The sequence below is a fragment of the Bradyrhizobium centrosematis genome, from assembly GCF_045571495.1.
Lineage (GTDB): Bacteria > Pseudomonadota > Alphaproteobacteria > Rhizobiales > Xanthobacteraceae > Bradyrhizobium > Bradyrhizobium centrosematis.
On the sequence record NZ_CP120703.1, the window covers coordinates 2100335 to 2125464 of the forward strand.

General features: G+C 65.1%; 23 protein-coding genes. 10 read left to right on the forward strand and 13 right to left on the reverse strand.

Going from position 1 to position 25130, the window contains the following annotated elements:
* Positions 1 to 43 precede the first annotated feature (43 nt).
* The gene (locus tag P6U31_RS10060; protein ID WP_407188040.1) at positions 44 to 331 is read right to left on the reverse strand and encodes a GIY-YIG nuclease family protein; all 288 of its coding nucleotides are present in this window, start codon (positions 329 to 331) and stop codon (positions 44 to 46) included.
* Between the two features lie 113 nt (positions 332 to 444).
* Between P6U31_RS10060 and ligA the strand changes: the two genes are divergently transcribed.
* Positions 445 to 2592 carry an NAD-dependent DNA ligase LigA gene (ligA, locus tag P6U31_RS10065; RefSeq protein ID WP_407188042.1) on the forward strand — a complete coding sequence of 716 codons (2148 nt, stop codon included), beginning with the start codon at positions 445 to 447 and terminating at the stop codon, positions 2590 to 2592.
* 100 nt (positions 2593 to 2692) lie between these two features.
* Here the strand turns inward: ligA and P6U31_RS10070 are convergent, their stop codons facing one another.
* Both P6U31_RS10070 and P6U31_RS10075 read right to left on the reverse strand, forming a co-directional pair.
* On the reverse strand, positions 2693 to 3973 hold the full coding sequence (locus P6U31_RS10070; RefSeq protein ID WP_407188043.1) for a multidrug effflux MFS transporter: 1281 nt from the start codon (positions 3971 to 3973) through the stop codon (positions 2693 to 2695).
* Between the two features lie 197 nt (positions 3974 to 4170).
* Complete coding sequence (locus P6U31_RS10075) at positions 4171 to 6000, reverse strand: aminopeptidase P family protein (RefSeq protein WP_407188044.1); 1830 nt, start codon at positions 5998 to 6000, stop codon at positions 4171 to 4173.
* A 186-nt stretch (positions 6001 to 6186) separates the two neighbouring features.
* On the opposite strand from P6U31_RS10075, the gene P6U31_RS10080 reads away from it, so the two are divergent.
* Positions 6187 to 6369: a hypothetical protein gene (locus P6U31_RS10080; protein WP_407188046.1), complete on the forward strand. Its 183-nt coding sequence runs from the start codon at positions 6187 to 6189 to the stop codon at positions 6367 to 6369.
* 51 nt (positions 6370 to 6420) lie between these two features.
* On the opposite strand, the gene P6U31_RS10085 is transcribed toward P6U31_RS10080, so the two are convergent.
* Positions 6421 to 7308, reverse strand: a complete 888-nt coding sequence (locus P6U31_RS10085) for a 50S ribosomal protein L11 methyltransferase (protein ID WP_407188048.1) — start codon at positions 7306 to 7308, stop codon at positions 6421 to 6423.
* Positions 7309 to 7472: 164 nt separating this feature from the next.
* Between P6U31_RS10085 and P6U31_RS10090 the strand changes: the two genes are divergently transcribed.
* Complete coding sequence (locus P6U31_RS10090; RefSeq protein WP_128929373.1) at positions 7473 to 7628, forward strand: Flp family type IVb pilin; 156 nt, start codon at positions 7473 to 7475, stop codon at positions 7626 to 7628.
* 287 nt (positions 7629 to 7915) lie between these two features.
* On the opposite strand, the gene P6U31_RS10095 is transcribed toward P6U31_RS10090, so the two are convergent.
* Complete coding sequence (locus tag P6U31_RS10095; protein ID WP_407188049.1) at positions 7916 to 9526, reverse strand: phytoene desaturase family protein; 1611 nt, start codon at positions 9524 to 9526, stop codon at positions 7916 to 7918.
* Positions 9527 to 9745: 219 nt separating this feature from the next.
* Between P6U31_RS10095 and P6U31_RS10100 the strand changes: the two genes are divergently transcribed.
* Entirely contained in the window at positions 9746 to 12025 is a 2280-nt protein-coding gene (locus P6U31_RS10100; RefSeq protein WP_407188051.1) for a fused MFS/spermidine synthase, read from the forward strand.
* Between the two features lie 16 nt (positions 12026 to 12041).
* Here P6U31_RS10100 and P6U31_RS10105 read toward each other — a convergent pair whose 3' ends face one another.
* Complete coding sequence (locus P6U31_RS10105; RefSeq protein WP_407188052.1) at positions 12042 to 13037, reverse strand: glycerophosphodiester phosphodiesterase; 996 nt, start codon at positions 13035 to 13037, stop codon at positions 12042 to 12044.
* A 62-nt stretch (positions 13038 to 13099) separates the two neighbouring features.
* Positions 13100 to 13885, reverse strand: a complete 786-nt coding sequence (locus P6U31_RS10110) for a L,D-transpeptidase (RefSeq protein WP_407188053.1) — start codon at positions 13883 to 13885, stop codon at positions 13100 to 13102.
* Between the two features lie 323 nt (positions 13886 to 14208).
* Between P6U31_RS10110 and P6U31_RS10115 the strand changes: the two genes are divergently transcribed.
* Positions 14209 to 14535: a hypothetical protein gene (locus P6U31_RS10115; protein WP_407188055.1), complete on the forward strand. Its 327-nt coding sequence runs from the start codon at positions 14209 to 14211 to the stop codon at positions 14533 to 14535.
* A gap of 51 nt (positions 14536 to 14586) precedes the next feature.
* Here the strand turns inward: P6U31_RS10115 and P6U31_RS10120 are convergent, their stop codons facing one another.
* Together P6U31_RS10120 and P6U31_RS10125 are read right to left on the reverse strand one after the other, a co-directional pair.
* Complete coding sequence (locus tag P6U31_RS10120) at positions 14587 to 15348, reverse strand: ABC transporter permease (RefSeq protein WP_128927292.1); 762 nt, start codon at positions 15346 to 15348, stop codon at positions 14587 to 14589.
* Positions 15345 to 16268 carry an ABC transporter ATP-binding protein gene (locus tag P6U31_RS10125; RefSeq protein WP_128927291.1) on the reverse strand — a complete coding sequence of 308 codons (924 nt, stop codon included), beginning with the start codon at positions 16266 to 16268 and terminating at the stop codon, positions 15345 to 15347. Before P6U31_RS10125 ends, P6U31_RS10120 begins: the two co-directional genes overlap by 4 nt.
* Before the next feature lie 288 nt (positions 16269 to 16556).
* On the opposite strand from P6U31_RS10125, the gene P6U31_RS10130 reads away from it, so the two are divergent.
* Complete coding sequence (locus P6U31_RS10130) at positions 16557 to 17276, forward strand: hypothetical protein (protein WP_407188057.1); 720 nt, start codon at positions 16557 to 16559, stop codon at positions 17274 to 17276.
* Positions 17277 to 17358: 82 nt separating this feature from the next.
* Here P6U31_RS10130 and P6U31_RS10135 read toward each other — a convergent pair whose 3' ends face one another.
* Both P6U31_RS10135 and P6U31_RS10140 read right to left on the reverse strand, forming a co-directional pair.
* The gene (locus tag P6U31_RS10135) at positions 17359 to 17949 is read right to left on the reverse strand and encodes a TMEM175 family protein (RefSeq protein ID WP_407188059.1); all 591 of its coding nucleotides are present in this window, start codon (positions 17947 to 17949) and stop codon (positions 17359 to 17361) included.
* A gap of 13 nt (positions 17950 to 17962) precedes the next feature.
* Complete coding sequence (locus P6U31_RS10140; RefSeq protein WP_407188061.1) at positions 17963 to 18814, reverse strand: alpha/beta fold hydrolase; 852 nt, start codon at positions 18812 to 18814, stop codon at positions 17963 to 17965.
* Positions 18815 to 18941: 127 nt separating this feature from the next.
* Between P6U31_RS10140 and P6U31_RS10145 the strand changes: the two genes are divergently transcribed.
* Positions 18942 to 19556, forward strand: coding sequence for a CGNR zinc finger domain-containing protein (locus P6U31_RS10145; protein WP_407188063.1), 615 nt, complete (start codon positions 18942 to 18944; stop codon positions 19554 to 19556).
* 151 nt (positions 19557 to 19707) lie between these two features.
* Complete coding sequence (locus tag P6U31_RS10150; RefSeq protein WP_407188064.1) at positions 19708 to 20649, forward strand: LysM peptidoglycan-binding domain-containing protein; 942 nt, start codon at positions 19708 to 19710, stop codon at positions 20647 to 20649.
* A gap of 148 nt (positions 20650 to 20797) precedes the next feature.
* On the opposite strand, the gene P6U31_RS10155 is transcribed toward P6U31_RS10150, so the two are convergent.
* On the reverse strand, positions 20798 to 21871 hold the full coding sequence (locus P6U31_RS10155; protein ID WP_407188065.1) for a tartrate dehydrogenase: 1074 nt from the start codon (positions 21869 to 21871) through the stop codon (positions 20798 to 20800).
* Between the two features lie 21 nt (positions 21872 to 21892).
* The gene (locus tag P6U31_RS10160) at positions 21893 to 23191 is read right to left on the reverse strand and encodes an MFS transporter (RefSeq protein WP_407188066.1); all 1299 of its coding nucleotides are present in this window, start codon (positions 23189 to 23191) and stop codon (positions 21893 to 21895) included.
* A 157-nt stretch (positions 23192 to 23348) separates the two neighbouring features.
* On the opposite strand from P6U31_RS10160, the gene P6U31_RS10165 reads away from it, so the two are divergent.
* Positions 23349 to 24266, forward strand: coding sequence for a LysR substrate-binding domain-containing protein (locus P6U31_RS10165; protein ID WP_407188068.1), 918 nt, complete (start codon positions 23349 to 23351; stop codon positions 24264 to 24266).
* Positions 24267 to 24302: 36 nt separating this feature from the next.
* Complete coding sequence (locus P6U31_RS10170; protein ID WP_407188070.1) at positions 24303 to 25127, forward strand: aspartate dehydrogenase; 825 nt, start codon at positions 24303 to 24305, stop codon at positions 25125 to 25127.
* Positions 25128 to 25130 lie beyond the last annotated feature (3 nt).

The window sequence follows — 25130 nt, forward strand, 5'->3', positions numbered from 1 at the left end:
CAGATTCCGGGTTCGGCTCTTCGAGCCGCCCCGGAATGGCGCCTTAGCTGCAGATTGACTCGTAGAGATCATTCCAGTTCGGATTGTCCTTCTCGATCAGCTGAATTTTCCAAGCCCGCTTCCACTTCTTTAACTCCTTCTCGCGAGAGATTGCCGAGATTGGATCGTCATAGATCTCGAACCAAACCAGTTGCGTGATGTTGTATCTGGCTGTGAATCCCGGGACCGCCTTGATTCGATGTTCATAGACGCGGCGCACCAGGTCATTGGTGATGCCGACGTAGATTGCCCCATCTCGCCGGCTTGCTAGAATATAGACGTAATACGCCACGGGCCCCTCCCCAACGTCATTCCGGGGCGCACGACGTGCGAACCCGGAATCTCGAGGTTCCGGGTCTGGTCCTTCGGACCATCCCGGAACGACGAGACGCAACCTTAAGTATAATGGCAAGAGCAGCAAAATCGAAACCGCTTCGCGACGTCGCTGACCTCACCAAGGCGCAGGCCAAGGTCGAGCATATGCGGTTGTCGCTCGAGATCGAGGGCCACAACGAGCGCTACTATCAGGAGGATGCGCCCATCATCACCGATGCCGAGTACGACGCTCTGCGTCAGCGCCTCAACGCGATCGAAAAGCGTTTTCCGGAGTTCGTCAGCGCGGAGTCGCCCTCGCAGAAGGTCGGTGCGGCGCCGTCGGGGCGCTTCAGGAAGGTGCGGCACGCCGTCCCGATGCTGTCGCTCGACAATGCCTTTGCCGAAGAGGATGTGCGCGACTTCGTCGGCCGCATCGTGCGCTTCCTGAAGCTCGATGACGACAGGGTCGATTTTTCCGCCGAGCCGAAGATCGACGGCCTCTCGATGTCGCTGCGCTACGAGGGCGGCGAACTCGTCACCGCCGCGACACGCGGCGACGGCGCGGTGGGCGAGGACGTCACCGCCAACATCCGCACCCTCGAAGACGTGCCGCAGAAGCTGAAGGGCCGCAACGTCCCCGACATCTGCGAAGTCCGCGGCGAGGTCTACATGACCAAGAAGGCGTTCCTCGCGCTCAACGAGCGGCAGAAGGCGGCCGGCGACACCGTCTTCGCCAATCCGCGCAATTCGGCCGCCGGCTCGCTGCGGCAGAAGGATCCGACCATCACCGCCTCGCGGCCCCTCGGCTTCTTCGCCTATGCCTGGGGCGAGATGAGCGCGATGCCGGAAGAGACGCAGAGCGGCATGATCCAATGGTTCGAGCGTTGCGGCTTCAAGACCAACCCGCTGACCAGGCTCTGTCATTCCGTCGAGGAGCTGCTCGCCTTCCATCATTCCATCGAGGAGCAGCGCGCAAGACTCGATTACGACATCGACGGCGTCGTCTACAAGGTCGACCGCATCGCCTGGCAGGAGCGTCTCGGCTTCGTCTCGCGTACGCCGCGCTGGGGCATCGCGCACAAATTCCCGGCCGAGCGCGCCATGACGGTGCTGCGCGACATCGAGATCCAGGTCGGCCGCACCGGCTCGTTCACGCCGGTCGGTAAGCTCGAACCGGTCGGCGTCGGCGGCGTGATCGTGCAGAACGTCACGCTGCACAACGAGGACTACATCAAGGGCATCGGCAACAAGGGCGAGGTGCTGCGCGAGGGCCGCGACATCAGGATCGGCGACACCGTCGTGATCCAGCGCGCCGGCGACGTCATCCCGCAAGTGGTCGACGTCGTTCTCGACAGGCGGCCGAAGACGGCCAAGGAATTCCATTTCCCGAAGAAATGTCCGTGCCCGCTGCACACCGACGTCGTGCGCGAGGAGACCGCGACCGGCGAAGAGGGGTCCCGCGCGCGCTGCACCGGCGAGTTCGCCTGCCCCTATCAGAAGATCGAGCACCTCAAGCTGTTCGTCTCGCGCCGCGCCTTTGACATCGACGGGCTCGGCGAGAAGCAGCTCCAGTATTTCTTCGACGAAGGATGGGTCAAGGAGCCCGCCGACATCTTCACGCTCGAGAAGCGCAATTCCAAGCTCAAGCTGGAGGAGATCGAGGGCTATGGCGCGACCTCGGTGCGCAATCTGTTCGGCGCCATCGAGAGCCGGCGCAAGATCGCCCTGGAGCGCTTTATCTTTGCACTCGGCATGCGCCATGTCGGCGAGACAACGGCGCTGGCGCTGGCGCGCGGTTACGGCTCCTGGGACACCTTCCACGACGCCTGCCTCAAGGTCGCCAAGGGCGACGAGGAGGCGATGGCCGACATGGATGCGCTCGACCAGATCGGGGAGACCGTGATCAAGAGCATCGCCGCTTATTTCGGCGAGAGCCACAATCGCGGCATTGTCGAGCGGCTGACGAAGGAGGTCGAGATCGTCGACGCCGAGAAGCCGAAGAGCAATTCGCCGGTCGCCGGCAAGACCGTGGTGTTCACGGGATCCCTGGAGAAGATGACGCGCGACGAGGCCAAGGCCACGGCGGAGCGTCTCGGGGCGAAGGTATCCGGCTCGGTGTCGAAGAAGACCGATCTCGTCGTCGCCGGCCCCGGTGCGGGCTCGAAGCTGGCGGAGGCCAACAAGCACGGCGTCAAGGTGCTGACGGAAGAGGAGTGGCTGAAGCTGATTGGGGAGTGAGGGCCAGCACGGTCATTCCGGGGCGATGCGAAGCATCGAACCCGAAAATCTCGAGATTCCGGGTTCGCACTTCGTGCGCCCAGGAATGACGGGTTCAACCTTACATCATCCCGCTCTCTTCCTCCTCTGCCTGCTCGATCAGCGTCTCGCTCATCACGAGTTCGCGGCGGGGGACGACGAAGATCATCATGCAGGCGCAGAGCAGCGAAATGGCGAGGACGGCCGAGGTCAGCGGCAGCGTCGTGGCGGAGTGGCCGCCGAGATAGGCGCCGAACTGGGACATCAGCGCGCCGATGCCCTGCTGGAGGAAGCCCATCGCGCCCGACGCAGTGCCGGCCGCCTCGGGGCGAATGCTGATGGCGCCGGCGGCGGAGTTCGCCATCACGAAGGCATTGCCGACCATCACGATCATCTGCGTGCCGAACAGCCACGCGGGCGCTTCGTTCCAGCCGGTGAAGCTCCAGAGCAGGTTGAGCAGGCTGCCGCAGAGCTGCAAGCCCAGCCCGAACCAGATCATCTTCTCCAGCGAGTGCCGCGGCGCGAAGCGCACGCAGAGCAGATTACCGACCAGATACGCAAATCCCGTCGTTGCGAACCAGGCGCCGTATTCGGCGCTGGTCCGGCCCATTTGCGTGACGACGATGTAGGGGCCGCCGCCGGCGAAGGTGAAAATGATCTGCGAGGCCAGCACCTGGCACATCACGTAGCCGATGAAGGCGCGGCTCTTGATGAGGGTACCGACGTCGCTGCGAAATCCGCCGCTGCCGGCTGCGCGGCTGCGGCGCGTCTCCGGCAGCGCGATCGCGATGCCGAGGGCAACGGCGATGGCGCCGAATGTGACGGCGTAGAAGATCGCGCGCCAGCCGAACGCGGTTTCGATCAGGCCGCCGGTGAGCGGGGAGACCATCTGGCCGATCATCAGGGCGGCGATGACGAGGCTGATCATGGAGGCGACGCGGTCGCGCTCGTAGATGTCGCGGATGATGGCGCGGCTCACCACCATGCCGGAAGCGCCGCCGAGGGCCTGGAAGAAGCGCGCGGCAATGAGCTGCGGCAGGTCTTGCGCAAAGATGCAGGCGATGCTGGCGGCGACCATCAGCGCGAGGCCGCCAAGCAGCACCGGGCGCCGGCCGAATCTGTCCGATAGTGGTCCCATGATCAGCTGCGACATGGCGATGCCGACCATGTAGAGCGACACCGTCATCTGCACGATCGAGATGTCGCGGCCGAACGTGGTTGCGAGCACGGGCAATGCCGGAACCAGGATGTAGAGCGAGATCGGCGCGATCCCGGTCATGACGACCAGCAGCAGCAACACCACGCGCGAGGTCGCGATGTTCTTCGTCGCCGCATCCGGCGGCCTGCGGATCATGCCGTGCATCGTCGTCCGTCTCTCGAAGTCAGACCGACTGTAGCGTGCTCACGCAAGACGGATATCGGCGTTTCGGAATGCGGCTATTCGGATTCCGGGACGGTTATGATGAGGGCACGATGGCGACCGATTGAGCGCGTGACCCGTGCGGCATGACCGCTCGGCGGGGCAAGAAGGGTTGCGTCGCGCGCGTGGCGCCATGCGCACTACGTCCGCAGCTCCGCCGTAGCCTGATCGAGCCACGCCCGGGTCGCCTCGTCGAGTGCCGGCCGCACCTCGGCGCGAACGCGTGCGTGATAGGCATTGAGCCAGTCGAGCTCGTCGCGGCTCAGCATTGCGACGTCGATCAGCCGGCGGTCGATCGGCGCGAGTGTCAGCGTCTCGAACGCGTTCATCGGCTTCTCGGCGCCCTTGATGTCGGCGGCGACGACCAGCTCGAGATTCTCGATGCGGATGCCGAAGCCGTCGGTCTTGTAGTAGCCGGGCTCGTTGGAGAGGATCATGCCGCGCTTCAGCGGCGTGGTGCCGAGCTTCGAAATCCGTGCCGGCCCTTCGTGCACCGACAGATAGCTGCCGACGCCGTGTCCGGTGCCGTGCTCGAAATCGACGCCGGCGGCCCAGAGATATTGCCGCGCCAGCGTGTCGAGCTGCGCGCCCGTGGTGCCGTCCGGGAAGACTGCACGCGCGATCGCGATGTGGCCCCGCAGCACGCGGGTGAAGCGGTCGCGCATCTCCTCCGTCGGCTCGCCGACGGCCATGGTCCGGGTGACGTCAGTGGTGCCGTCCTCGTACTGCGCGCCGGAGTCGATCAGCAACAGGTCACCGGGCGCAATCCGCCGGTTGCTCTTGCGGGTGACGCGGTAGTGCACGATGGCGCCGTTCGGGCCAGTGCCGGAGATGGTGGGAAACGACACGTCCTTCAACGCGCCGGTGTCGCGGCGGAACGTCTCCAGCGCCTCGACCGCGTCGATCTCGGTGAGCTTGCCGCTTGCAGCCTCGCGGTCGATGAAGGCGAGGAAGCGTGCCAGCGCCACGGCGTCGCGCCGGTGCGCCGTCTGCGTCCCCTTGATCTCGGTTGCGTTCTTGACCGCCTTGAGCAGGGCAATCGGATCGCTGCCGCGCACCGGCTTGCCGCCAGCGCCTGCGATCAGCCGGCTGAGCGCGTCGGCCGCGGTGGCGCTGTCGAGCGCGATCGAGCCGCCACCCTTGGCGAGCGCCATCAGCGTCGGCGCCATCGCATCGGGTTCGCGCACGTCGGCGGATTGCTCGAGATGATCGCGCGTGAGGTTGGAGAGCTTGCGGTGGTCGATGAAGATGGTCGGCCGTCCGTCCTTCGGCACCAGCGCGTAGGACAGCGGCAGCGGCGTATGGGCGACATCGGCGCCGCGGATGTTGAAGGTCCAGGCGACCGCGTGGCTATCGGACAGCACCAGCGCGTCGACACCGAGCTTGCCGATCTCGCTTCTGATCTGCGCCAGCTTCTCGGCTTCGGTGACGCCGGCATGCTGCAGCCCGTGCACGGCGACGGGGGCGAGCGGCGGCTGCGGGCGGTCCTGCCAGATCGCGTCGATGGGATTGCTGTCGACCGCGACGAGCTCGGCACCGGCCTTGGCACAGGCGGCGGCCAGGCGCTCGGCTGCCGCAAAAGTGTGCAGCCACGGATCAAATCCGAGGCGGTCGCCGGCCTTCAGATGCGCAGACACCCAGCTTTCCGGCGGCGGGTCGATCAACGATTCCACCGCCCAGGCCTTGGCACCGACCTGCTTGGCGGCCTGAAGCGTATAGCGGCCGTCGACGAACACCGCGGCTTCCTGGGCCAGCACCACCGCGAGGCCCGCCGAGCCCGTGAAGCCGGTCAGCCAGGCCAGCCGCTCTTCCGACGGCGGCACATATTCGTTCTGCTGCTGATCGGCGCGTGGGATCACGAAGCCGGTCAGCTTGCGACGGGCGAGTTCTTCGCGCAGTGCGGCCAGCCGTGCCGTCAGTGCGACGCCGGCCTCCGGCTCCTCGAATGTCTGGAAGTGTGCTTCGAACATGGTGGATCACTTTAGGATCATGGGGACGAGTCCGCAATCTGGACGCATTTGCGTCGCATCTGGCATGGACCGTGCTTGAAATAGTTCCACTTGAATCGAGTGGAGCAAGGATGCGGCAGTCGCGCTTCGTCCGGATAATAGGGAAATTCGAGCAAGTGGTTCATCTCAACGACGAGGGGACACACGATGCCAGCGTTCACGTTTGAGAAGATTTCGCCGCCGGCCCGCCGCGCCACGGCCACCTCGGCAGTACCGAAGAAGCCGCGCAGCGTCATCAGTCAGATGATCGACCGGATTGCCGAGCGCCGCGCAAGGCGCGCCTTGCTTGACGAGCGCGCGGTGCGGCGCGACGACAAGCCTCGAGACTGAGGTGGGTTACGTTAATGGAATGCGCTTTGCGCAGCCCGGGGCCAACCCGCTCTACGAAAGCTTCCTCAACAACAAACTGCTCCACCCCTCGATCCGCAGATGCTTCAACGGCACGAGGCCGCGCGCGCGGTAGGCGGCGATCACGGCGGGGGCCTGATGCGTCAACAGGCCGGAGAGGATGACGCGTCCGCCGGGCGCAAGATGCCGCGCCATCGGACCCGCCAATTGCCGCAAGGGGTTGGCTAGGATGTTGGCCAGCACCAGGTCGAACGGGCCGGCCTGTGCAAAATCCGGTGCGGCAAAGCCGGTGGCGCGGATGACCCGCACATGATTGCCAGCTTCATTGAGCGAGGCGTTCTCGGCCGCCACCCGCACCGAGGGCGGATCGATGTCGGAGGCGAGCACGGCGCGATGCAGCGCCTTCGCCGCGGCAATCGCCAGCACGCCAGTCCCGGTGCCGAGGTCGAGCAGGCTCCTCGGGCGGGAACTCTTCAGGACATGGTCAAGCAGCAGTAAACAGCCACGCGTTGTGCCGTGATGGCCGGTGCCGAAGGCGAGTGCCGCCTCGATCTCGATGGCGAGCTTGTTCGGCGCCACGCGGTCGCGGTCGTGGCTGCCGTGGACGACGAAGCGCCCGGCCGAGACCGGGACGAGATCTTCCAGACTGGCCTTGACCCAGTCCTTGGCCTCGATTGTGTCGAAGGCGAGCGTTGCGGCAATCTCATTTCCTGCTGAAGTTACAATGAGTTCGCGCAGCCGATCCTGATCGGGCGCATCGGCGAAATGCAGCGTGACGTCCCACTGGCCGTCCGGCCGCTCGAAGGCGGCGACCGCCGCATCGCCTTCGAAAAACACCTCGGTGAGCACGTCGACGACGCGTTTGGCGTGGGCCTCGCTGCCGATCGAAAAGCTGGCGCGATGGGTAGGAGAAGGCTGCATTCGGGTGTCCGTTCAATTCAATTTTGGGAACTTTTGTCGCCAATGTTCCGAATAACTTGCGGTTCCCGGATTAACCGGACCGAAGGGTGTGCCCCCGTACATTCTCGGATGTCGAATTAAGGCAATACAGCCTGGAATTGAAACGGAGGCGAGTCTTGAAGAGCATGATTCAGAAGTTCTGGTCTGATGAGTCCGGCGCAACTGCGATCGAATACGGCCTGATTGCCGCGGGTATCGCTCTGGCGATCATCACCGTGGTGAACAGCCTGGGCTCGACCCTGAACGACAAGTTCAGTTCGATTAGCAGCTCCTTGAAGTAATTTCCGCCTCCATTCCCCAGCGGGGGCGATTTTCTTCCGAGGTTATTCCTGATCAACGCCCGCAAGGGGGATCTCCCCTGGCGGGCGAGGTCGTTTTTGCCGCGTTTTCCTTCGGGATCTTCACAGCTTGTCCGCCTGTCGGCCAGGACCTATCCACCCGCTTTTCCCGCGCTTGTCCTTGCGATTTCCACTGGCTTTTCCCCGGGGATCGCCCCGGACCATCTGCCCAGCCCTTCGCTGCCCAACCACAAACCTTTCGACAGCCTGTCCACAAGCCATCCACAGGCCTATCCACGGCTTCCGAACAGCGACCGGTGATCCCTCAAGATCACCTGCGCGGCGTTATGGCCGGGAGCGCCGGTGACGCCGCCGCCGGGATGAGCGCCTGATCCGCAATGGTAGAGGCCCTTCAACGGCCCGCGATAATCGGCATGGCCCAGCATTGGCCGCGCCGAGAACAGCTGGTTCAAGGTCAGCGCGCCGTGGAAGATGTCGCCGCCGAGCAGGCCGAACTGCCGTTCGAGATCGAGCGGTGACAGGACCTGGCGGCCCAGCACGCTCGCCGCAAAGCCCGGCGCGTATTTATCCACTGTCGCGATCATGAGATCGGCGACCGCGTCGCGAGACTCATCCCACGACCTTCCATCGGGGAGCTCGGGCGCGACGTGCTGGCAGAACAGGCTCGCGACATGCTTTCCTGCGGGCGCCAGCGTGTCGTCGAGCGTAGAGGGGATCAGCATCTCGACGACGGGCGCGCGGCTCCAGCCCTGCGCGCGCGCATCGAGATAGGCGCGGTCCATGTAGGCAAGGCTCGGCGCCAGGATGATGCCGGAAGAGAGATGATCGCCGTCGCCCGGCAGCGCCGTGAAGGAGGGGAGGCGGTCCAGCGCCACGTTCATGCGGAAGGTGCCGGAACCGTTCTTCCAGTTCCGGATGCGCGCGAGGAAGTCCGCAGGCAGGGCATCGGCCGCGACCAGCCGCGTGTAGAGCAGCTTCGGATTGACATTTGACGCGACATATTTGGCGCGGATGGTTGAGCCGTTCTCCAGCACGACGCCGACGGCGCGGTCGCGCTCGACGATGATCTCACGGACGCCCGCATCGGTATCGATCACGACGCCGCGGTCGCGTGCCGCGCGCGCCATCGCCTGCGTGATCGCGCCCATGCCGCCGATGGCATGACCCCAAACACCTTTCTTGCCGTTCACCTCGCCGAAGGCGTGGTGCAGCATCACATAGGCCGAGCCGGCGGCGTAGGGGCTGGCATAGTTGCCGACGATGGCGTCGAAGCCGAACAGCGCCTTGACCAGATCATGCTCGAAACGCTCGTCCAGCATCTCGCCGGCGGAGCGGGTGAAGAGATCGAGCAGGCTGCGGCTCTGTTCCAGCGTGAGGCCGCGCAGGATGTTGGCGGCCTTCCAGGCGTTGAGGCCTTCGCGGACGGCCGCGGCGCCAAAACCGTCGACGAGGTTCGGCGGCGCGCGGAGCACGAATTGCCGCAGCACGTCGGCGATCTCTTCCAGCTCGCGCGAAAAGCCCTCGATCGCGCCTGCGTCCTGCGCGCTCAGCCGTGCGACGGACTGCTTCGTGCGTCCCTCGCCGGTGAGGAGATAGCTGCCGTCCGGCGCGGGCAGGAAATTCTGGGCGCGCCGTTCGACGATCCGCAGGCCCTGCTCGGTGAGCTTGAGGTCGCGGGCGACCTGCGGATTGAGCAGGCTCACGGTGTAGGCCGCGACCGAATTGCGGAATCCCGGGTGAAACTCCTCCGTGGCCGCGGCGCCGCCGACCACCTTGCGGCGCTCGACCACGCGCACTCGCAGGCCCGCCATCGCAAGATAGGCCGCGCAGGTGAGGCCGTTATGGCCAGCGCCGATGATGACGACGTCAGTTTCGCTCATGGAAGATTCAAATTTGTTCCACTGTCATTCCGGGATGGTCCGAAGGACCAGACCCGGAATCTCGAGATTCCGGGTTCGCCTCTTCGAGGCGCCCCGGAATGACATCTCTATATCAAGCATTCCTCGCTGCAACATCACGACACCCTTTATTGCCCGTTCAGGCGCCTTGTGCTCCATTGCGCGCGCCCGGCGCCCGCCGGGTTTTGAGCCGGAGCTTCCATGGATTCGATCGTGCAACCCGCGGCCGCGGAGCAGCCGTCCGCCTCGCGCAACCGGCTGCTGCTGACGGTCTACACCGCTGCGATCTTTGTCAGCGCGCTGCTGCTGTTCTCGGTGCAGCCGCTGTTCACGAAGATGGTGCTGCCGCGGCTCGGCGGCTCGCCGGCGGTGTGGTCGGTGGCGATGGTGTTCTTTCAGTCGCTGCTGCTGGCGGGCTATGCCTATGCGCATCTGTTGATGCAGGCGAGGAGCCGCGTGGTGCCGGTCGCCGTGCATCTGGTGCTGCTGATCGCGGCCTTCGCGACGCTGCCGCTCGGCATCGCCTCGGCTTACGGCGAGCCGCCGGCTTCCGGTTATGCGGTCTGGCTGCTCGGCCTGTTCGTGGTCTCGATCGGCCTGCCGTTCTTTGCGCTCGCTGCCAACAATCCGCTGCTGCAGGCCTGGTTCGTCCGCACCGGCCATCCCGCCGCGCACGATCCTTATTTCCTCTACGCCTCCTCGAACATCGGCAGCTTCCTTGCGCTGCTGTCCTATCCGTTCCTGCTGGAGCCGGTGTTCACGCTGCATACGCAGAACCGGCTGTGGACCGGCGGATATGCTCTTCTGATCCTCCTGATCGCGGCCTGCGGCGTGCTGCTGTTGCGCTCGCCGACGCTACCTGTAGTCGATGCGCGAACCGAGAACGTCAATGCGCCGGCGCCAACTTTCCTGACACGGCTGCGCTGGATCTTTCTCGCCGCGGTGCCGTCCGGCCTGCTCATCGCCGTCACCGCGCATATCTCGACCGACGTCGCGGCGGCGCCGCTATTGTGGGTGCTGCCGCTGTCGCTGTATCTGCTGACCTGGGTCGTGGTGTTCCAGTCGCGGCCGTTATTGCCGCACAAATGGATGCTGATGCTGCAGCCGGTGGCGATCGCGGGCGTCGTCGTCCTGCTTGCCTTCGGCGGCGAGCAGAACCTGCTGCTGACGCTCGGCGGCCACCAGCTCTGCTTCTTCGTCATCGCCATGGCCTGTCACGGCGAACTGGCGCGGACGCGGCCGGCCGCCAAATATCTCACCGGCTTCTATGTCGCCCTGTCGTTCGGCGGCATGGTCGGCGGCCTGTTTGCCGGTCTCGTCGCGCCCTTCACCTTCTCGTGGATTGCCGAATATCCGATCCTGATCGCGCTCGCGGCGTTGTGCCGGCCGCCTGCCAACGAGCGGCTCGCCGGCATCGTCAAATGGTATTGGCTGGTGCTCGCCGCGCTCGCGGTTGCGCTGATTGCGCCGTCCACCACCACGGGCGGCGTCTCGACCTGGTTCGAGGATCACCGCGTCTGGGTCGCTGGCGGCGTCGGCGTGTTCGCCGCGCTGCTCGCGCTGGCGCTCAATGCCGGGCGCTGGAAGATCTTCGCCACCGTCGTGCTCGCCCTGGCATTGATCCGCGTCTATCCGGCGGATGAGGGCCGCGTCACGACGGTGCGCAGCTTCTTTGGCGTGCACAAGATCGTGGTGACGCCCGGCGGCTACTTCCACGTGCTGATGCACGGCACCACCATTCACGGCGCCGAGCGCTTCCGCAACAATGACGGCACGCCGGTGACGGGCCGGCCCGAGCCGATCACCTACTACCACAAGGACGGTGGCATCGGTCAGGCCGTCGACGCGATCCGCGAGCGCAAGGGGGCGCCGCTGAAGGTCGCCGCGATCGGCGTCGGCTCCGGCACGCTCGCCTGCGCCGCCGCGCCCGGCGAGGACTGGAAATTCTTCGAGATCGACCAATCCATGGTGGATGCCGCGCGGGACCCCAGGAATTTCCGCTACATCTCGAGCTGCCTGCCGGACATGAAGCCGGTGATCGGCGATGCGCGCCTGACCTTCGCCAAGGAGCCCGACGGCGCCTACGATCTCATCATCGTCGACGCCTATTCCTCCGATGCGATCCCGATTCACCTCGCCACCGAAGAGGCGATGAAGATCTACAAGGACAAGCTCGCGCCGCACGGCGCCGTGGTGATGCATGTGTCCAACCGGCACCTCGATCTCGAGACCGTCGTGGTCGGCATCGCCGATGCCAACGACCTCAAGAGCTGGGTCTTCAACGAGGATTCCGGGCGGGATGCGGACTACATCTTCTCCACCGACGTCGTCATCTCCGCGCGGGAGGAAGCCGATATCGGCCGGCTCGCCTCGTCCAAGTCATGGGAGCAGACCGAAGCCGACGACAGGGTGCGGGTCTGGACCGACGATTATTCCAATATCCTGGGTGCGCTGTACCGGCGCTTGCGGGACGGGGAGTAGGCGACACGAGACCGTCTTACGGCTCGACCGGCGTTCCCTGAGGCAAGGCAATTCCCTTTTCGCCGGCCACCTCGCGCAACAAGTCCGGCCTGTCCGAGATGATGCCGTCGACACCAAGCTCCATCATCCGCACCATGTCGTCGCGCTTGTTCACCGTCCAGACCACGACGCGTAGTCCGAGCCCGTGCGCTTCCGCGACGAGGGCCGCGGTCACATCGCCGAAATAGGGCGACCAGATCGCACCGCCTGCCGCCTTGATCGTCCGCGGCAACGAACCGCCGTGATCGGCAGGATTGAAACCGCCCGTCCACTTGGTCGCCTTGTCCAGAACCACCGTCTGGCCCGAGCCGCGCTGGAGTGTCAGATACACCGTCGGTATCTTCGGTGCCTGCTGCTGGACGAGCTGCAAGGTCCGCCAGTCGAAGGACTGGATCATGACCCTGTCGGAAAGTTTTTCGGCCTCGACCAGTCCCAGCAGCCTCGTGACGAAGGCTTGCGGATCGAGCGTTTCGTCCGGATGGTTCGGGTCGATCTTGGTCTCGATGTTGAAGCGCACACGCGTGTTGCCGGACTTGCGCACCAGCGCGAACAGCTCGCGCAGGGTGGGAATGCGCGTTCCCGGTACGGCCCGCTGGTCGGGAAATTGTTTCGCGTAAGCACTGTCCGGCCGGATCTGGCCGACGTCATAGGTCCTGACCTCGTCCAGCCGTAGCTTGACCAAAGGCGTGCCGGGCGGAGCAATGTAAGCGCCGTCGGCGCTGCGTGCGAGATCGGGATTGAGCCCGCGCTCGTGCGATATGACGACCTCGCCGTCCGCGGTCACGCCGACGTCGAGCTCCAGCGTGTCCACGCCCATCGACAGCGCGTTGGCGAAAGCCGGCAGAGTGTTTTCCGGCAGCAGCGCGCGCCCGCCGCGATGCGCCTCGATATCGAAGGCCATATCAACAGCCATGGCTTGTCCTGCAGTGAGAACCGAGAGCACGGTCAGAATGGTCGCGGCACGTGATAGCATGGTGCCTCGAATACTATCTGTTGCCCGTGCCACCTGGGACGAGCGTCGGAGATAGGGCCGCGTCAGTTCTGATAGTAGTAGCCGCGCGGCTGATAAAGCTGCCGGGGCTGCGGCTGATAATAAGAGCCCTGCTGGCCGTAGCCCTGATTGTAATATTGCTGCGGCTGCTGCTGATAGACCTGCGCGTCATAGAGCGGACGGCTGGCCGACCGAGGCGCCGGGTAGCGCGCGCCGGTATCGCTGCCGTCGGCGGGATAGATGTAATTGTCGTCCTGCGGCATGTAGCGGCGCGCGGGCTGCGCCGGCGGCGCGAGATTCACGGGATCGCTCGTGGTGGCGTACTGCTCTTCGGTCGGCTGCTGCGGGGCGCGGGCCACTGCGGTGGCGTTGCGGCCGCGCGGATTGCGCGCCAGTGCCACCTGCGCCGAGCCGGTCAGCGTCACCGTCGTGTTGAGCACGCCCTGCTGCTGCACCAGAGCATAGAGCGTCGATGCGTTCTGCCGCGACAGCCGCACGCAGCCATGCGACGCCGGCGAGCCGAGCCGGCCGACCGAGTCGGTGCCGTGGATGGCGTGGCCGACCTTGGTGAAGAAGATCGCGTGCGGCATCGGCGCGTCGTCGAATTCCTTGGAGTAGTGATCCTCCTCCATGCGGAAGGCGCGGAACGCGCCATTCGGGGTCTCGCGCGACGGGATCCCGGTCGACACCGGCCAGTGATAGCGCGCGACGCCGTCGACCGCGACGGTCATCTGCTGATTGTCCTTGTCGATGGTGATCTCGACCTTCGCCTGCGCGGTGCCCGCGCTCATAAGCATCAGGGACGTGAAAGCGATGAAAAATGAACGCATCTGGAAACGCATTTGAAGTCCTGGCCTCCGGCCTGTTCACGCTAGGTGCCGCGGCTCTCCGTCCCCGGCGTGCAATATGTCTGCAATCGGGCTTTCGTTCCAGCGGCCTGCCTGGGCATCGTTAACGCCATGCGGGGCGTAAGCAAGGCCGCTTTGTGCCGCGCTGTGCGCGGCGGCGCTGACATTTTCGCGAGCGGATGCGCATTCATAACGCCGACAATTCGTTACAAAGCGCAACCATTCAGCCCCTCCGGCGTTGATGATGGTAGACTCGACGGCGACACTCGCCGCCGCTTGCCCCTTTGCTTCCCGTGGGACCGAAGATGAACAAAGCCCGTCTCGCCGCCGCGCCGTTGCCGGCCGGCTTGCCCGCCCGCCTGCTGTTCGCAGCCGCCGCCCTTCTGCTCGCGCTGTTGGCCCCGCCGCACGCCGGCCATGCCCAGGGCATCGTGCGCGGCGCGCAGGAAGGCTCCTATGAAGGCAACCGGATCGCCGGCCCCGTGGGCGGCGCAGTCGGAGGCGTCGTCGGTGCCGGTGTCGGCGGTGCAGTGGGGGCGGTCGAAGGCGTGCTCGGCATTCCCCATCGTCACTACCGCCACCGCTGCCGCGGGTATTATGACGGCTATCACCACTTCCACTGCTATCGGTGAGTGCAACGCCGTCATTCCGGGCTCGTGCTGTTCACGCCCCGGAATGACAGATCAGTTCTTCAGCCGATAGCCGGTGCGGAAGATCCACCAGATGATGCCAAGGCAGATCACCAGGAACGCCAGCGTCATGCCGATGCTGACGGCGACGCTGACGTCCGCGATCTCGTAGAAACTCCAGCGGAAGCCCGAGATCAGATAGACGACCGGATTGAGCAGCGCCACCGTGCGCCAGGCCGGCGGCAGCATGTCGATTGAATAGAAGCTGCCGCCGAGAAAGGTCAGCGGCGTCACCACCAGCATCGGGATCATCTGCAGCTTCTCGAAGCCGTCGGCCCAGATGCCGATGATGAAGCCGAACAGGCTGAACGTCACCGCCGTCAGCACCAGGAAGGCGAGCATCCAGATCGGATGGTGAATATGCAACGGGACGAAAAGCCCGGCGGTCGCCAGGATGATCAGGCCCAGGATGATCGACTTGGTCGCGGCGGCGCCGACATAGCCGAGCACGATCTCGAAATAGGAGATCGGTGCCGACAGGATCTCGTAGATCGTGCCGGTGAATTTCGGGAAGTAGATGCCGAACGAGGCGTTAGCGATGCTCTGCGTCAGCACCGAGAGCATGATCAGGCCCGGCACGATGAAGGTGCCGTAGCTGACGCCCTCGACCTGGCTGATGCGCGAGCCGATCGCAGCGCCGAACACCACGAAATAGAGCGAGGTGGAAACCACCGGCGAGACGATGCTTTGCAGCAGCGTGCGCCAGGTGCGCGCCATTTCGAACAAATAGATGGCGCGGATGGCGCGATGGTTCATGACGTCCTCACGAGGTCGACGAAGATGTCCTCGAGCGACGATTGCGTCGTGTCGAGATCGTTGAAACGGATGCCGGCAGTGCGGAGGTCCCCGAGCAGGCTGGTGATGCCGGTGCGCTCGCCCTTGGTGTCGTAGTCGTAGACCAGCGTGGCGCCGTTATCGCAGAGCTCGAGCTCGTAATGGTGGAGGCTCTCCGGCAGCGAGGCGATCTTGCCCTGCAGATGCAGCGTCAGCCGCTTCTTGCCGAGCTTCTGCATCAAGGTGGTCTTGTCCTCCACCAGCACGATCTCGCCCTTGTTGATGACGCCGATGCGGTCCGCCATCTCCTCGGCTTCCTCGATGTAATGCGTGGTCAGGATGATAGTGACGCCGGACTGCTGCAGGGTGCGTACGACTTCCCACATGCCCTTGCGCAGCTCGACGTCGACGCCGGCGGTCGGCTCGTCCAGGAACAGGATCTGCGGTTCGTGCGAGAGCGCTTTGGCGATCATCACGCGCCGCTTCATGCCGCCGGAGAGCGTGATGATCTTGTTGTCCTTCTTGTCCCACAGCGAGAGGTCCTTCAGCACCTTCTCGATGTGGGCGGGATTCTTCGGCTTGCCGAACAGGCCGCGCGAGAAGCTCACGGTCGCCCACACGCTCTCGAAGGCGTCGGTGTGCAATTCCTGCGGCACCAGGCCGATCAGCGAGCGTGCCTTGCGGTAGGAGGTCTGGATGTCCTCGCCGCCGACGAGGACGCGGCCTTCGCTCGGATTGGCGATACCGCAGATGATGGAGATCAGCGTGGTCTTGCCGGCGCCGTTGGGCCCGAGCAGCGCAAAGATCTCGCCGCGCTTGATGTCGAGATTGACGTTCTTGAGCGCCTTGAAGCCGGACCCATAGGTCTTCGACAGATTGGCGACGGAAATAATGGAGGACATGATGGCCGCGAGGCTGAAGGGCAGGGCTGGGGAGGGGGAGGCCGGAACCTGCCGCGAGGGCGGGTCAGCGGAGCCCTGAAATAGGAACGCACTTGCCTGTCCGCAATTCCCCGGAGAAAAATGGTCTCAAAACCGGCTCTTCGGTGGCAGGTTTCAGGCAAGTGTTGCGCTATGGCCACGGGCTGTGGCTAAGATTGCCATTCACGCGCCTCTTTGTTGCGTCTGCGAGCGGGCCGTGGCTACGATTCCGGCCAATCGCAAAGCGTATCGTCCCCAGGGAAAAGATCGATGAGACCGAACGGCCGTCACACCGCCGGCGTCAGCCAATTGTCCGCCCTCCGCGTGTGGGCAATGGGCCTGCTCCTGCTGTCAGCTGTTGTCATGAGCCCGGCCACCGCCAAGGCGGCGCCGAGCCAGGCCGCGACCGCGACCACCCACGTCTACCTCCTCCGTGGCGTGCTCAACATCTTCTCGCTCGGGCTGGACACGATCGGTGCCCGGCTCGAGGCGCAAGGCATTCCGGTGACGGTCGCCAATTTCGTGTCCTGGTCCTCGCTGGCCGACGAGGCGGCAACCGCCTACAGGGCCGGCCGGCTCAAGACCATCATTCTGGTCGGCCATTCCTCCGGCGCGACCGCGCTGCCCGACATGATCGCCAAGCTCAACCAGCTCGGCGTGCCCGTGAAGCTCGCGATCGGACTCGACTCCGTGTTCAAGACCAAGCTCTCGACCGGCGCGGAGCGCTATATCAACATCTATATCGGCGATGGCCCGGGCGAGCCTGTGCGGCCGGCCGCCGGCTTCCGTGGCAAGCTCGACAATGTCGACGTGCGGGGCACCGGCGTCGGTCACATCTCGATCGACAAGAACGAGGCGATCCAGCGCCGCGTCATCGCCGAGATCGACGCCGCGATCATGCGCTCGCGCGCCCCGTCAGCCCCGGTCGCCGAACCCGGCGCACCGCGGCAGGCCCGCTCGGCGGCGGCGACGGCGCCAGCAAGGAACTGAAGCCTGCCGAAGCAGCTCAAGACTTCGCAGCTTAAGACATTGTCGATGCCGCCGCCGACCTCGGGTCGACGGCGGCATTGCTTTATGGCTGGTCCTCTCCGCCTGGCGCTTCCGGCTTCAGGTAGACGATCAGGCAGCAGCAGCACAGCGCAAGTCCAGCAACCGGGTATTTCAGGGCCAAGCCTGCTGCGAGCGCGAAGATCGCAAGCGTGACGACCGAGCGAATGCGCATGATCCTGCGCTCGCGCGGCGGGACCTCGTCCGCCGGCGCCCGCCCCACGAGGTCGAAGATCAGCGCGACATAGGTCGCGTTCACCAGGAAGAACACGGCGGCGTAGAATGCGACCGGCTGCGGCGCGAGCTCGCTGACCGCCATCCACGCCGTGGAGAGCGGCAGCAACGACACCGAGAACAGGTGTGCGAAGTTGAACCACATCAGCCGCGGCGTCGCTTCGTTCGCGTAGCGCATCAGATGGTGATGGTTGGCCCAGACGATCGCAATGAAGACGTAGCTCACCGCATAAGAGAGCCAGGTCGGCCATAGCGCGAGCAGCGCCGGGAACGTCGGAAGCTCCGGCGGGCGCAGTTCCAGCACCAGCACGGTGATCAGGACGGCGAACACGCCGTCGGAGAATGCGCTCAGCCGCTCCGGACTCCGTCTCGCATGGGCCATGGTGCTGCTCCCGTCATTTCAAGAATGCACGGATGCTCTCCGCGATCTCCTTCGCATGCGTCTCAAGCGCGAAATGGCCGGTGTCGAAGAACTGCACCACCGCGTTGGGATTGTCGCGCTTGAACGCCTCGGCGCCGGGCGGGATGAAGAACGGATCGTTCTTGCCCCACACCGCCAGGAACGGCGGCTTGTGCGTGCGGAAGTAGCTCTGGAAGAGCGGATAGAGCGCAACGTTGCTCTTGTAGTCGCCGAACAGGTCGAGCTGTACGTCATCCGAGCCTGGACGCGCCAGGTAGAAATTGTCGAGGTTCTGGCCGTCCGGCGATACCAGGGTCGCGTCAGGGACGCCGTGCGTGTATTGCCAGCGCGTCGCCTCCGGCGTGAGGAAGGCGCGCAGCGCCTCGCGGTTCGCAGGAGAGGGATCCTGCCAATAGGCCTTGATCGGGGTCCAACCGTCGCTGAGGCCGTCCTCATAGGCGTTGCCGTTCTGCGAGATGATCGCTGTGATCCGTTCGGGATGGCTGAGTGCCAGCCGAAAGCCCGTCGGCGCGCCATAGTCGAACACGTAGACGGCGAAGCGCTCGAAGCCGATCACCTCGGTGAAGCGCTCGATCACATGGGCGATGTTGTCGAAATTGTAGATGAAGTCTTCCCGCGGCGGCATGTCGGACTGGCCAAAACCGGGAAGGTCGGGTGCCACGATGTGAAATCTGTCCGCCAGTAACGGGATCAGGTCGCGGAACATGTGGCCGGCGCTCGGGAAGCCGTGCAACAGCAGCAGCTTCGCTGCATCCTTGGGGCCGGCCTCGCGATAGAACACCTTGAAGCCATCGACGTCTGCGGTGCGGTAGGTGGTCGGGGTCATCGGCGTTCTCCAAGAGTAACCCGTTAATGGCTGAATTGCAGGTTACTGATGTTGATGGTAACTTGTCAATTGCGATTTTACTGGTTACTAAGTCGTTGCCGCTTACCGGCAGGCCAGAGACCCGCTCATGGACAGACCGCCCGCGATGTTCATCGCCGACTCGCTCGGCCTCGATTTCCTCAACTCGGTTGCAACGCCGGTCGATACGCCCGTCGACTGGATCGACGATGGCGAAGGCCTGATCGACTGGCTGTTGCAGGCGAAGCTGGTGCCGGCGGAGGAGCTGGACGCGCTCAAGGCGCGAGCGAGGCCGGAGGAGCTCGATGAGGTGGCCGATCAGGCCCGGGCCTTGCGCGAGTGGTTCAGGAGCTTCGTTCTGAAGCATGCGGGGCGGCCTCTGACCGCGCAGGCGTTGCAAGAGCTCGGCCCGTTGAACGACATCCTGGAGCGGGACAAGGCCTTCCTGCAGATCGTGCCGGCGCGCGGCGACGGCGAACTTGCGCTGCAACGGATGCGGCGCTGGCACTCGCCGGAGTCCCTGCTGCTGCCCATTGGCGAAGCGATGGCAAGGTTCGTCTGCGAGGAAGACTTTTCCGATGTGAAGGCGTGCGAAGGCCACAATTGCACGATGCTGTTTGCTGACCACACCCGCAGGCGTGCGCGGCGCTGGTGCACGATGGCGATCTGCGGCAATCGCGCCAAGCAGGCCGCACACCGCAGCCGACTCAAGGGCAGGCCGTGACGGGCTGAGAGTGGGGCGCATCCAATTGCGGGGGCTTGTTGCGCGCGCGGCGCGTCGCGGCTCGGTTCCCGTGCCCCAAAATCCACCCAATCGGTGGTCAGTAAGCCAGTCGGGGGAGGTCTCGGCCTCCCGTGGTGGGACTGCTGGACTGATGAATCATTCAAGGCGACTGATCGCGCTGGCAGCAGTCGTGCTGCTCGCCTTGTGCAGCGGCATGGCCGCTGCCTCACCTGCCAAGCAGAAGGCCGTCGCGGCCGCCCCCGCCGCGCCGCCGCCTCCACCGTTCGAGCCTTTGCCGCCGCCCAAGGTCTACCTATTCCGCGGCGCCATGGGCCCGATCTTCTCGACCGGCATGGACCGGCTCAGCGAGAAGCTGACGCAGGCCGGCTTCTCCGCCGACGTCTATGAATTCACACTGTGCCAGCTGATCGGCAAGCGCGCGATTTCCAGTTACAAGGAAAGTCCGGCGCCGATCGTGCTGATCGGCCACTCCATGGGCGGGCTGTGCTCGATCGTCATCTCCGAGATGGCGGCCAAGGAGAACGTCCCGATCAGTCTCGTCATCGCCATCGATCCCGCGCATGCGACCGGCGACGTGCCGCTCAATGTCGAGCGCTTCATCAACATCTTCCTGTCCGACAGTGTTCTCGGCGGCGGCGACGTCGTGGCCGTGCCGGGCTTTCGCGGTCATTACGCGAGCTACGACCTGAAGGAAAACAGCCGCGTCTCGCACATCAACATCGAGAAGTCCGACGATATCCATCGCCAGATCGTCGAGATGGTGAGGCAGCTGCCGCGCATTCCGCCGCAGACCCAGGCCGATGCGGTGCCGCTGCGCTATCTCGTGCCTGGCGATACGCTTGTGGAGTTGTGGGATAGCGGCGTGCGGGTGCCGGTGCGTCGCGGCGATACCATGGAGAGCATCGCCGCCGCCAATCGCGTGCCGCTGTGGTCGCTGGCGCAGAGCAATTCACTGCCGGAAGACGCGCAGCTCACGCCGGGCCAGACCATCATCGTGCCCAGGCATCTGGCACCGCCCGAGCCTGCAGCCGCGATGGCGGCGCCGCCGCCGGCTCCGGCCAAGCGGAAGTAAGCGCTAGGCCGCAAGGCGGGGCTTGTTGGCTCGGCGATCATTCCACGAATTCGTAATGCCCGGGCTTGTCCCGGGCATCCACGTTCTCGGTGCCGCGCGAAAGATCGTGGATGGCCGGGACAAGCCCGGCCATGACGCAGGGCTTTTCTCACACGTTCGACCCGTGGATCGCGTCGATCACCGCGTCTGTGACCTCTTTCGTCGTCGCCTTGCCCCCGACGTCGGGCGTCAGCACGCCGGCCGCGCAGACACGTTCGACGGCCGCCATCAGCCGTGCCGCCGCGTCCTTCTCGCCGAGATGCTCCAGCATCTGCGCGCCGGTCCAGAAGGTTGCGACCGGATTGGCGATGCCCTTGCCGGTGATGTCGAAGGCCGAGCCGTGGATCGGCTCGAACATCGAGGGGAAGCGGCGTTGCGGATCGATGTTGCCGGTCGGGGCGACGCCGAGGCTGCCCGCCAGTGCGCCGGCGAGATCGGAGAGGATGTCGGCATGCAGGTTGGTCGCGACAATGGTGTCGAGGCTCTTCGGGTGCAGCGTCATCCGCACCGTCATGGCGTCGACCAGCATCTTGTCCCAGGTCACGTCGGGGAATTCGGTCGCGACTTCGGCGGCGATCTCGTCCCACATCACCATGCCGTGGCGCTGCGCGTTCGACTTGGTGACGACGGTCAGGAATTTCCGCGGACGCGACTGCGCGAGCTGGAACGCATAGCGCATGATGCGGGTGACGCCGACGCGGGTGAAGACCGCGACCTCGGTGCCGACCTCTTCCGGCAGGCCCTTGTGGGCGCGGCCGCCCATACCGGCATATTCGCCTTCCGAATTCTCGCGCACGATCACCCAGTCGAGATCGCCGACGCCGACATTGCGCAGCGGCGAGGCAACGCCCGGCAGGATCTTGGTCGGCCGCACATTGGCGTATTGATCAAAACCCTGGCAGATCGGCAGGCGCAGGCCCCACAGCGTGATGTGATCGGGCACATCGGGGGCACCGACCGCGCCGAAATAGATCGCGTCGAATTTCTTCAGTTCTGCCAGGCCATCTGCCGGCATCATCACGCCGTGCTTCTTGTAATAGTCCGAGCCCCAGTCGAAGGTCCTGACGTTGAAGGCGAGGTCGCCGCTGCGTTTTGCCAACGCCTCCAGCACGCGGACACCGGCCGAGATCACCTCGGGGCCGATGCCGTCGGCGGGAATGGCTGCGATCGAATGGGTGCGCATCAAGATGCTCCGTTTGCTATATCAGTGGGATTGGGGCACGGGTTCGACGGGCGCGGTCTGCGCGCGCGACAATAGCAGGGTCAGGACCGCCGACAGAACGAGCAGGCCGGCGACGAAATAGAGCCCGCCGACGAAGCTGCCGGTCTGGTCCTTGATCCACCCGATCATGGCGGGACCCACGAAACCGCCGAGATTGCCGATCGAGTTGATGGTGGCGATGCCGGCTGCGGCCGCGGGGCCGGACAGGAACAGCGTCGGCATGCTCCACAGCGGCGGCTTTGCGGAGGAGATGCCGATATTGACCAGCGTCAGCGCGACCAGAACGGCAACGACACCGGCCGCTAGCCCGGCATAAGCGAGCCCGGCCGCGGCGATTAGGCAGGCCAGCACGACATGCCAGGTGCGTTCGCCGGTACGGTCCGAATGCCGGGCCCATAGCACCATGGCGATCACAGCGGCGGTTGCCGGCAGCGCGTTGAGGAAGCCGACCTGGAGCGAGGACAGGCCGAACTGCTTGATGATCTGCGGCGCCCAGACGCCGAGCGTGTAGAGGCCGGCCGAGGTGCCGAAATAGATCAGCGCCAGCGCCAGCACACGCGGGTCGGCAAGCCCGCGCCAGATGCTGTGGCTCGCGGTTGCAGCCTTGCTGGTCGTCTCTACGGTCATGGTCTCGACTAGCCAGCGCCGTTCATCGTCCGCGAGCCATTTCGCCTTCTCGGGGCGGTCGGTCAGGAATGCCAGCACGACGAAGCCGAGCAGCACGGCCGGCAGCGCCTCCAGCACGAACAGCCATTGCCAACCCTTGAAGCCGAGCAGTCCGTCCATCTCCAGCAGCGCGCCCGAGATCGGCGAGCCCAGCACGGTCGAGAGTGGCACAGCCGCCATGAACAGCGCAGTCACCGCCGCGCGCTGCCGCGCAGGGAACCAATAGGAGAGGTAGAGGATGATGCCGGGGAAGAATCCGGCTTCGGCGACGCCGAGCAGGAAACGCAGGATGTAGAAGCTGGTCGGCCCTTGCACGAAGGCCATCGCGGCCGAGACCAGCCCCCAGGTGATCATCACCCGCGCGATCCAGATGCGCGCGCCGATCCTGTGCAGGATGATGTTGGAAGGCACCTCGAACAGGAAATAGCCCCAGAAGAAGATGCCGGCGCCGAAGCCGTAGACCGTGGGCGACAGGCCGATGTCCTTGTTCATCGTCAGCGAGGCAAAGCCGATATTGACGCGGTCGATGAAGGCCACGAAGTACAGCAGCATGATGAAGGGAACGATGCGCAGGGTGATCTTGCGCAGCACGCGCGTTTGAAGCTCACTCGCCACCCTGGCCTCCTCGACATCTGGTTATCGTTGCGCCGGCCGACCGTGAGGGGTCCATGCCGGCATCGAGCCTAGGCGGGGTCGGGAGGCATACGCAATTGGCGCTGGTCTATACAAAAAAATGATATAATCCTCACGAGAAGAGACGAGAAGGATCCGGATGGAATTGCATCAGCTCCGATGCTTTGTCGCGGCGGCCGAGCAATTGCATTTCGGCCGCGCTGCGCAGCAACTCCAGATGCTGCCCTCCGCGCTTGGGCGCCAGATCAGGCTGCTGGAGGAGGACCTGGGAACGCGGCTGTTCGCGCGCACCACGCGCACGGTGTCGCTCACCGAGGACGGCGCGACGCTGCTGCGCGATGCCCGCGCCATCCTCGCCAAGGTCGAGGCGGTCGAGAGCAATTTGCGCAACCGCTCGCGCGTGGGGCCGGCGCGGCGGCTGCGGATCGGCGCCATCGATAGTGCCGCAGCCGGGCTGCTGCCGCCGCTGCTGCGCGACTTCCGCGCCAAGCATCCTGACATCGCGGTGCAGCTCCTCGAGGACAAGACGGTCCGGCTGCTGCCGAAGATCCTGACCGGCGCGCTCGATCTCGCTTTCGTCCGCCCGCCCGACCGTGCGGACAAGCGGCTCGAGTTCCGCGATCTGCTCCAGGAGACCGCGATCGTGGCGTTCCCGCAGCGGCATGCGCTGGCCCGGCGCAAGTCGATCACGCTGACCGACATCGCCGACGAGGCGATGCTGGTGCCGGACAGGCGCTCGCGGCCGCACAGCCACGACCTCACCATCAAACTATTCGAGCAGGCGGGCCTGACGCCGCGCATCGTGCAGGTCGCCGACGAGAAGCAGACCATCATCAATCTGGTAGCCACCAAGCTCGGGGTCGCGATCGTGCCGCGCTGGACCATTCGGATGGCGGTGTCAGGGGTGCGCTTCGTGCCGCTCCGGCCGAAGCAGCGCGGCCCCGTCGGCCGGCTGCCGCTTGCCGCCGCCTGGCTGGGCGGCTCGCGCGATCCGGCTCGCGATGCCATGCTGGCGGTGCTGGAGACGCGCCTGCGCGGCTATGCGCGCGAGGCGTGACGGTTTAAGACATTGGCCCGGACGGAGGGGGACGCGATGACGGATCAAAAGACAAAGAGAGATCTGCGGGTCGCCATCGCGGGGCTGGGCTCGATCGGCACCAAGATCGCGACCGCGCTCGATCAGGGCATCGAGGGGCTGACGCTGTCGGCCGTCGCGGTGCGCGATCCCGCCAAGCATCAGGCTTTCATCAAAAGCCTGCGCCACCCGCCGCAGGTGTTGCCGGTCGACCAGCTTGGTGATGCCGCCGACATCGTGGTCGAATGCGCGCCGAGCCATCATCTGCGTGCCATCGTCGAGCCCGCGGTGACGCGCGGCAAGTCCGCGGTCGTGGTCAGCGTCGGCGGCCTGCTCGACAATTTCGATCTCGTCGATCTCGCCCGCGCCAATGGCGGCCGCATCATGGTGCCGACCGGCGCGCTGATCGGGCTCGACGCCGTCAACGCCGCTGCAATCGGCACCATACATTCCGTGAAGATGGTGACGCGCAAGCCGATCGACGGGCTGAAGGGCGCTCCGTTCATCGTTCAGAACAACATCGACATCGACAATCTGCGCGAGCCGCTCAAGCTGTTCGAGGGCAGTGCGCGTGAGGCGGCAAAGGGATTTCCGGCCAATGTCAACGTCGCCGTTGCCTTGTCGTTGGCGGGCATCGGGCCCGATCGCACCCAGATCCAGGTCTGGGCCGACCCGACCGTGACGCGCAACGTTCACCGCATAGAGGTCGAAGCGGACTCGGCGCGGTTCTCGATGGGCATCGAGAACATCCCGTCCGAAAATCCCAAGACCGGTCTGATCACGGCCCTCTCCGTGATCGCGCTGCTGAAGAAGCAGCGCGCCACGCTGTGTGTGGGGACGTGATCG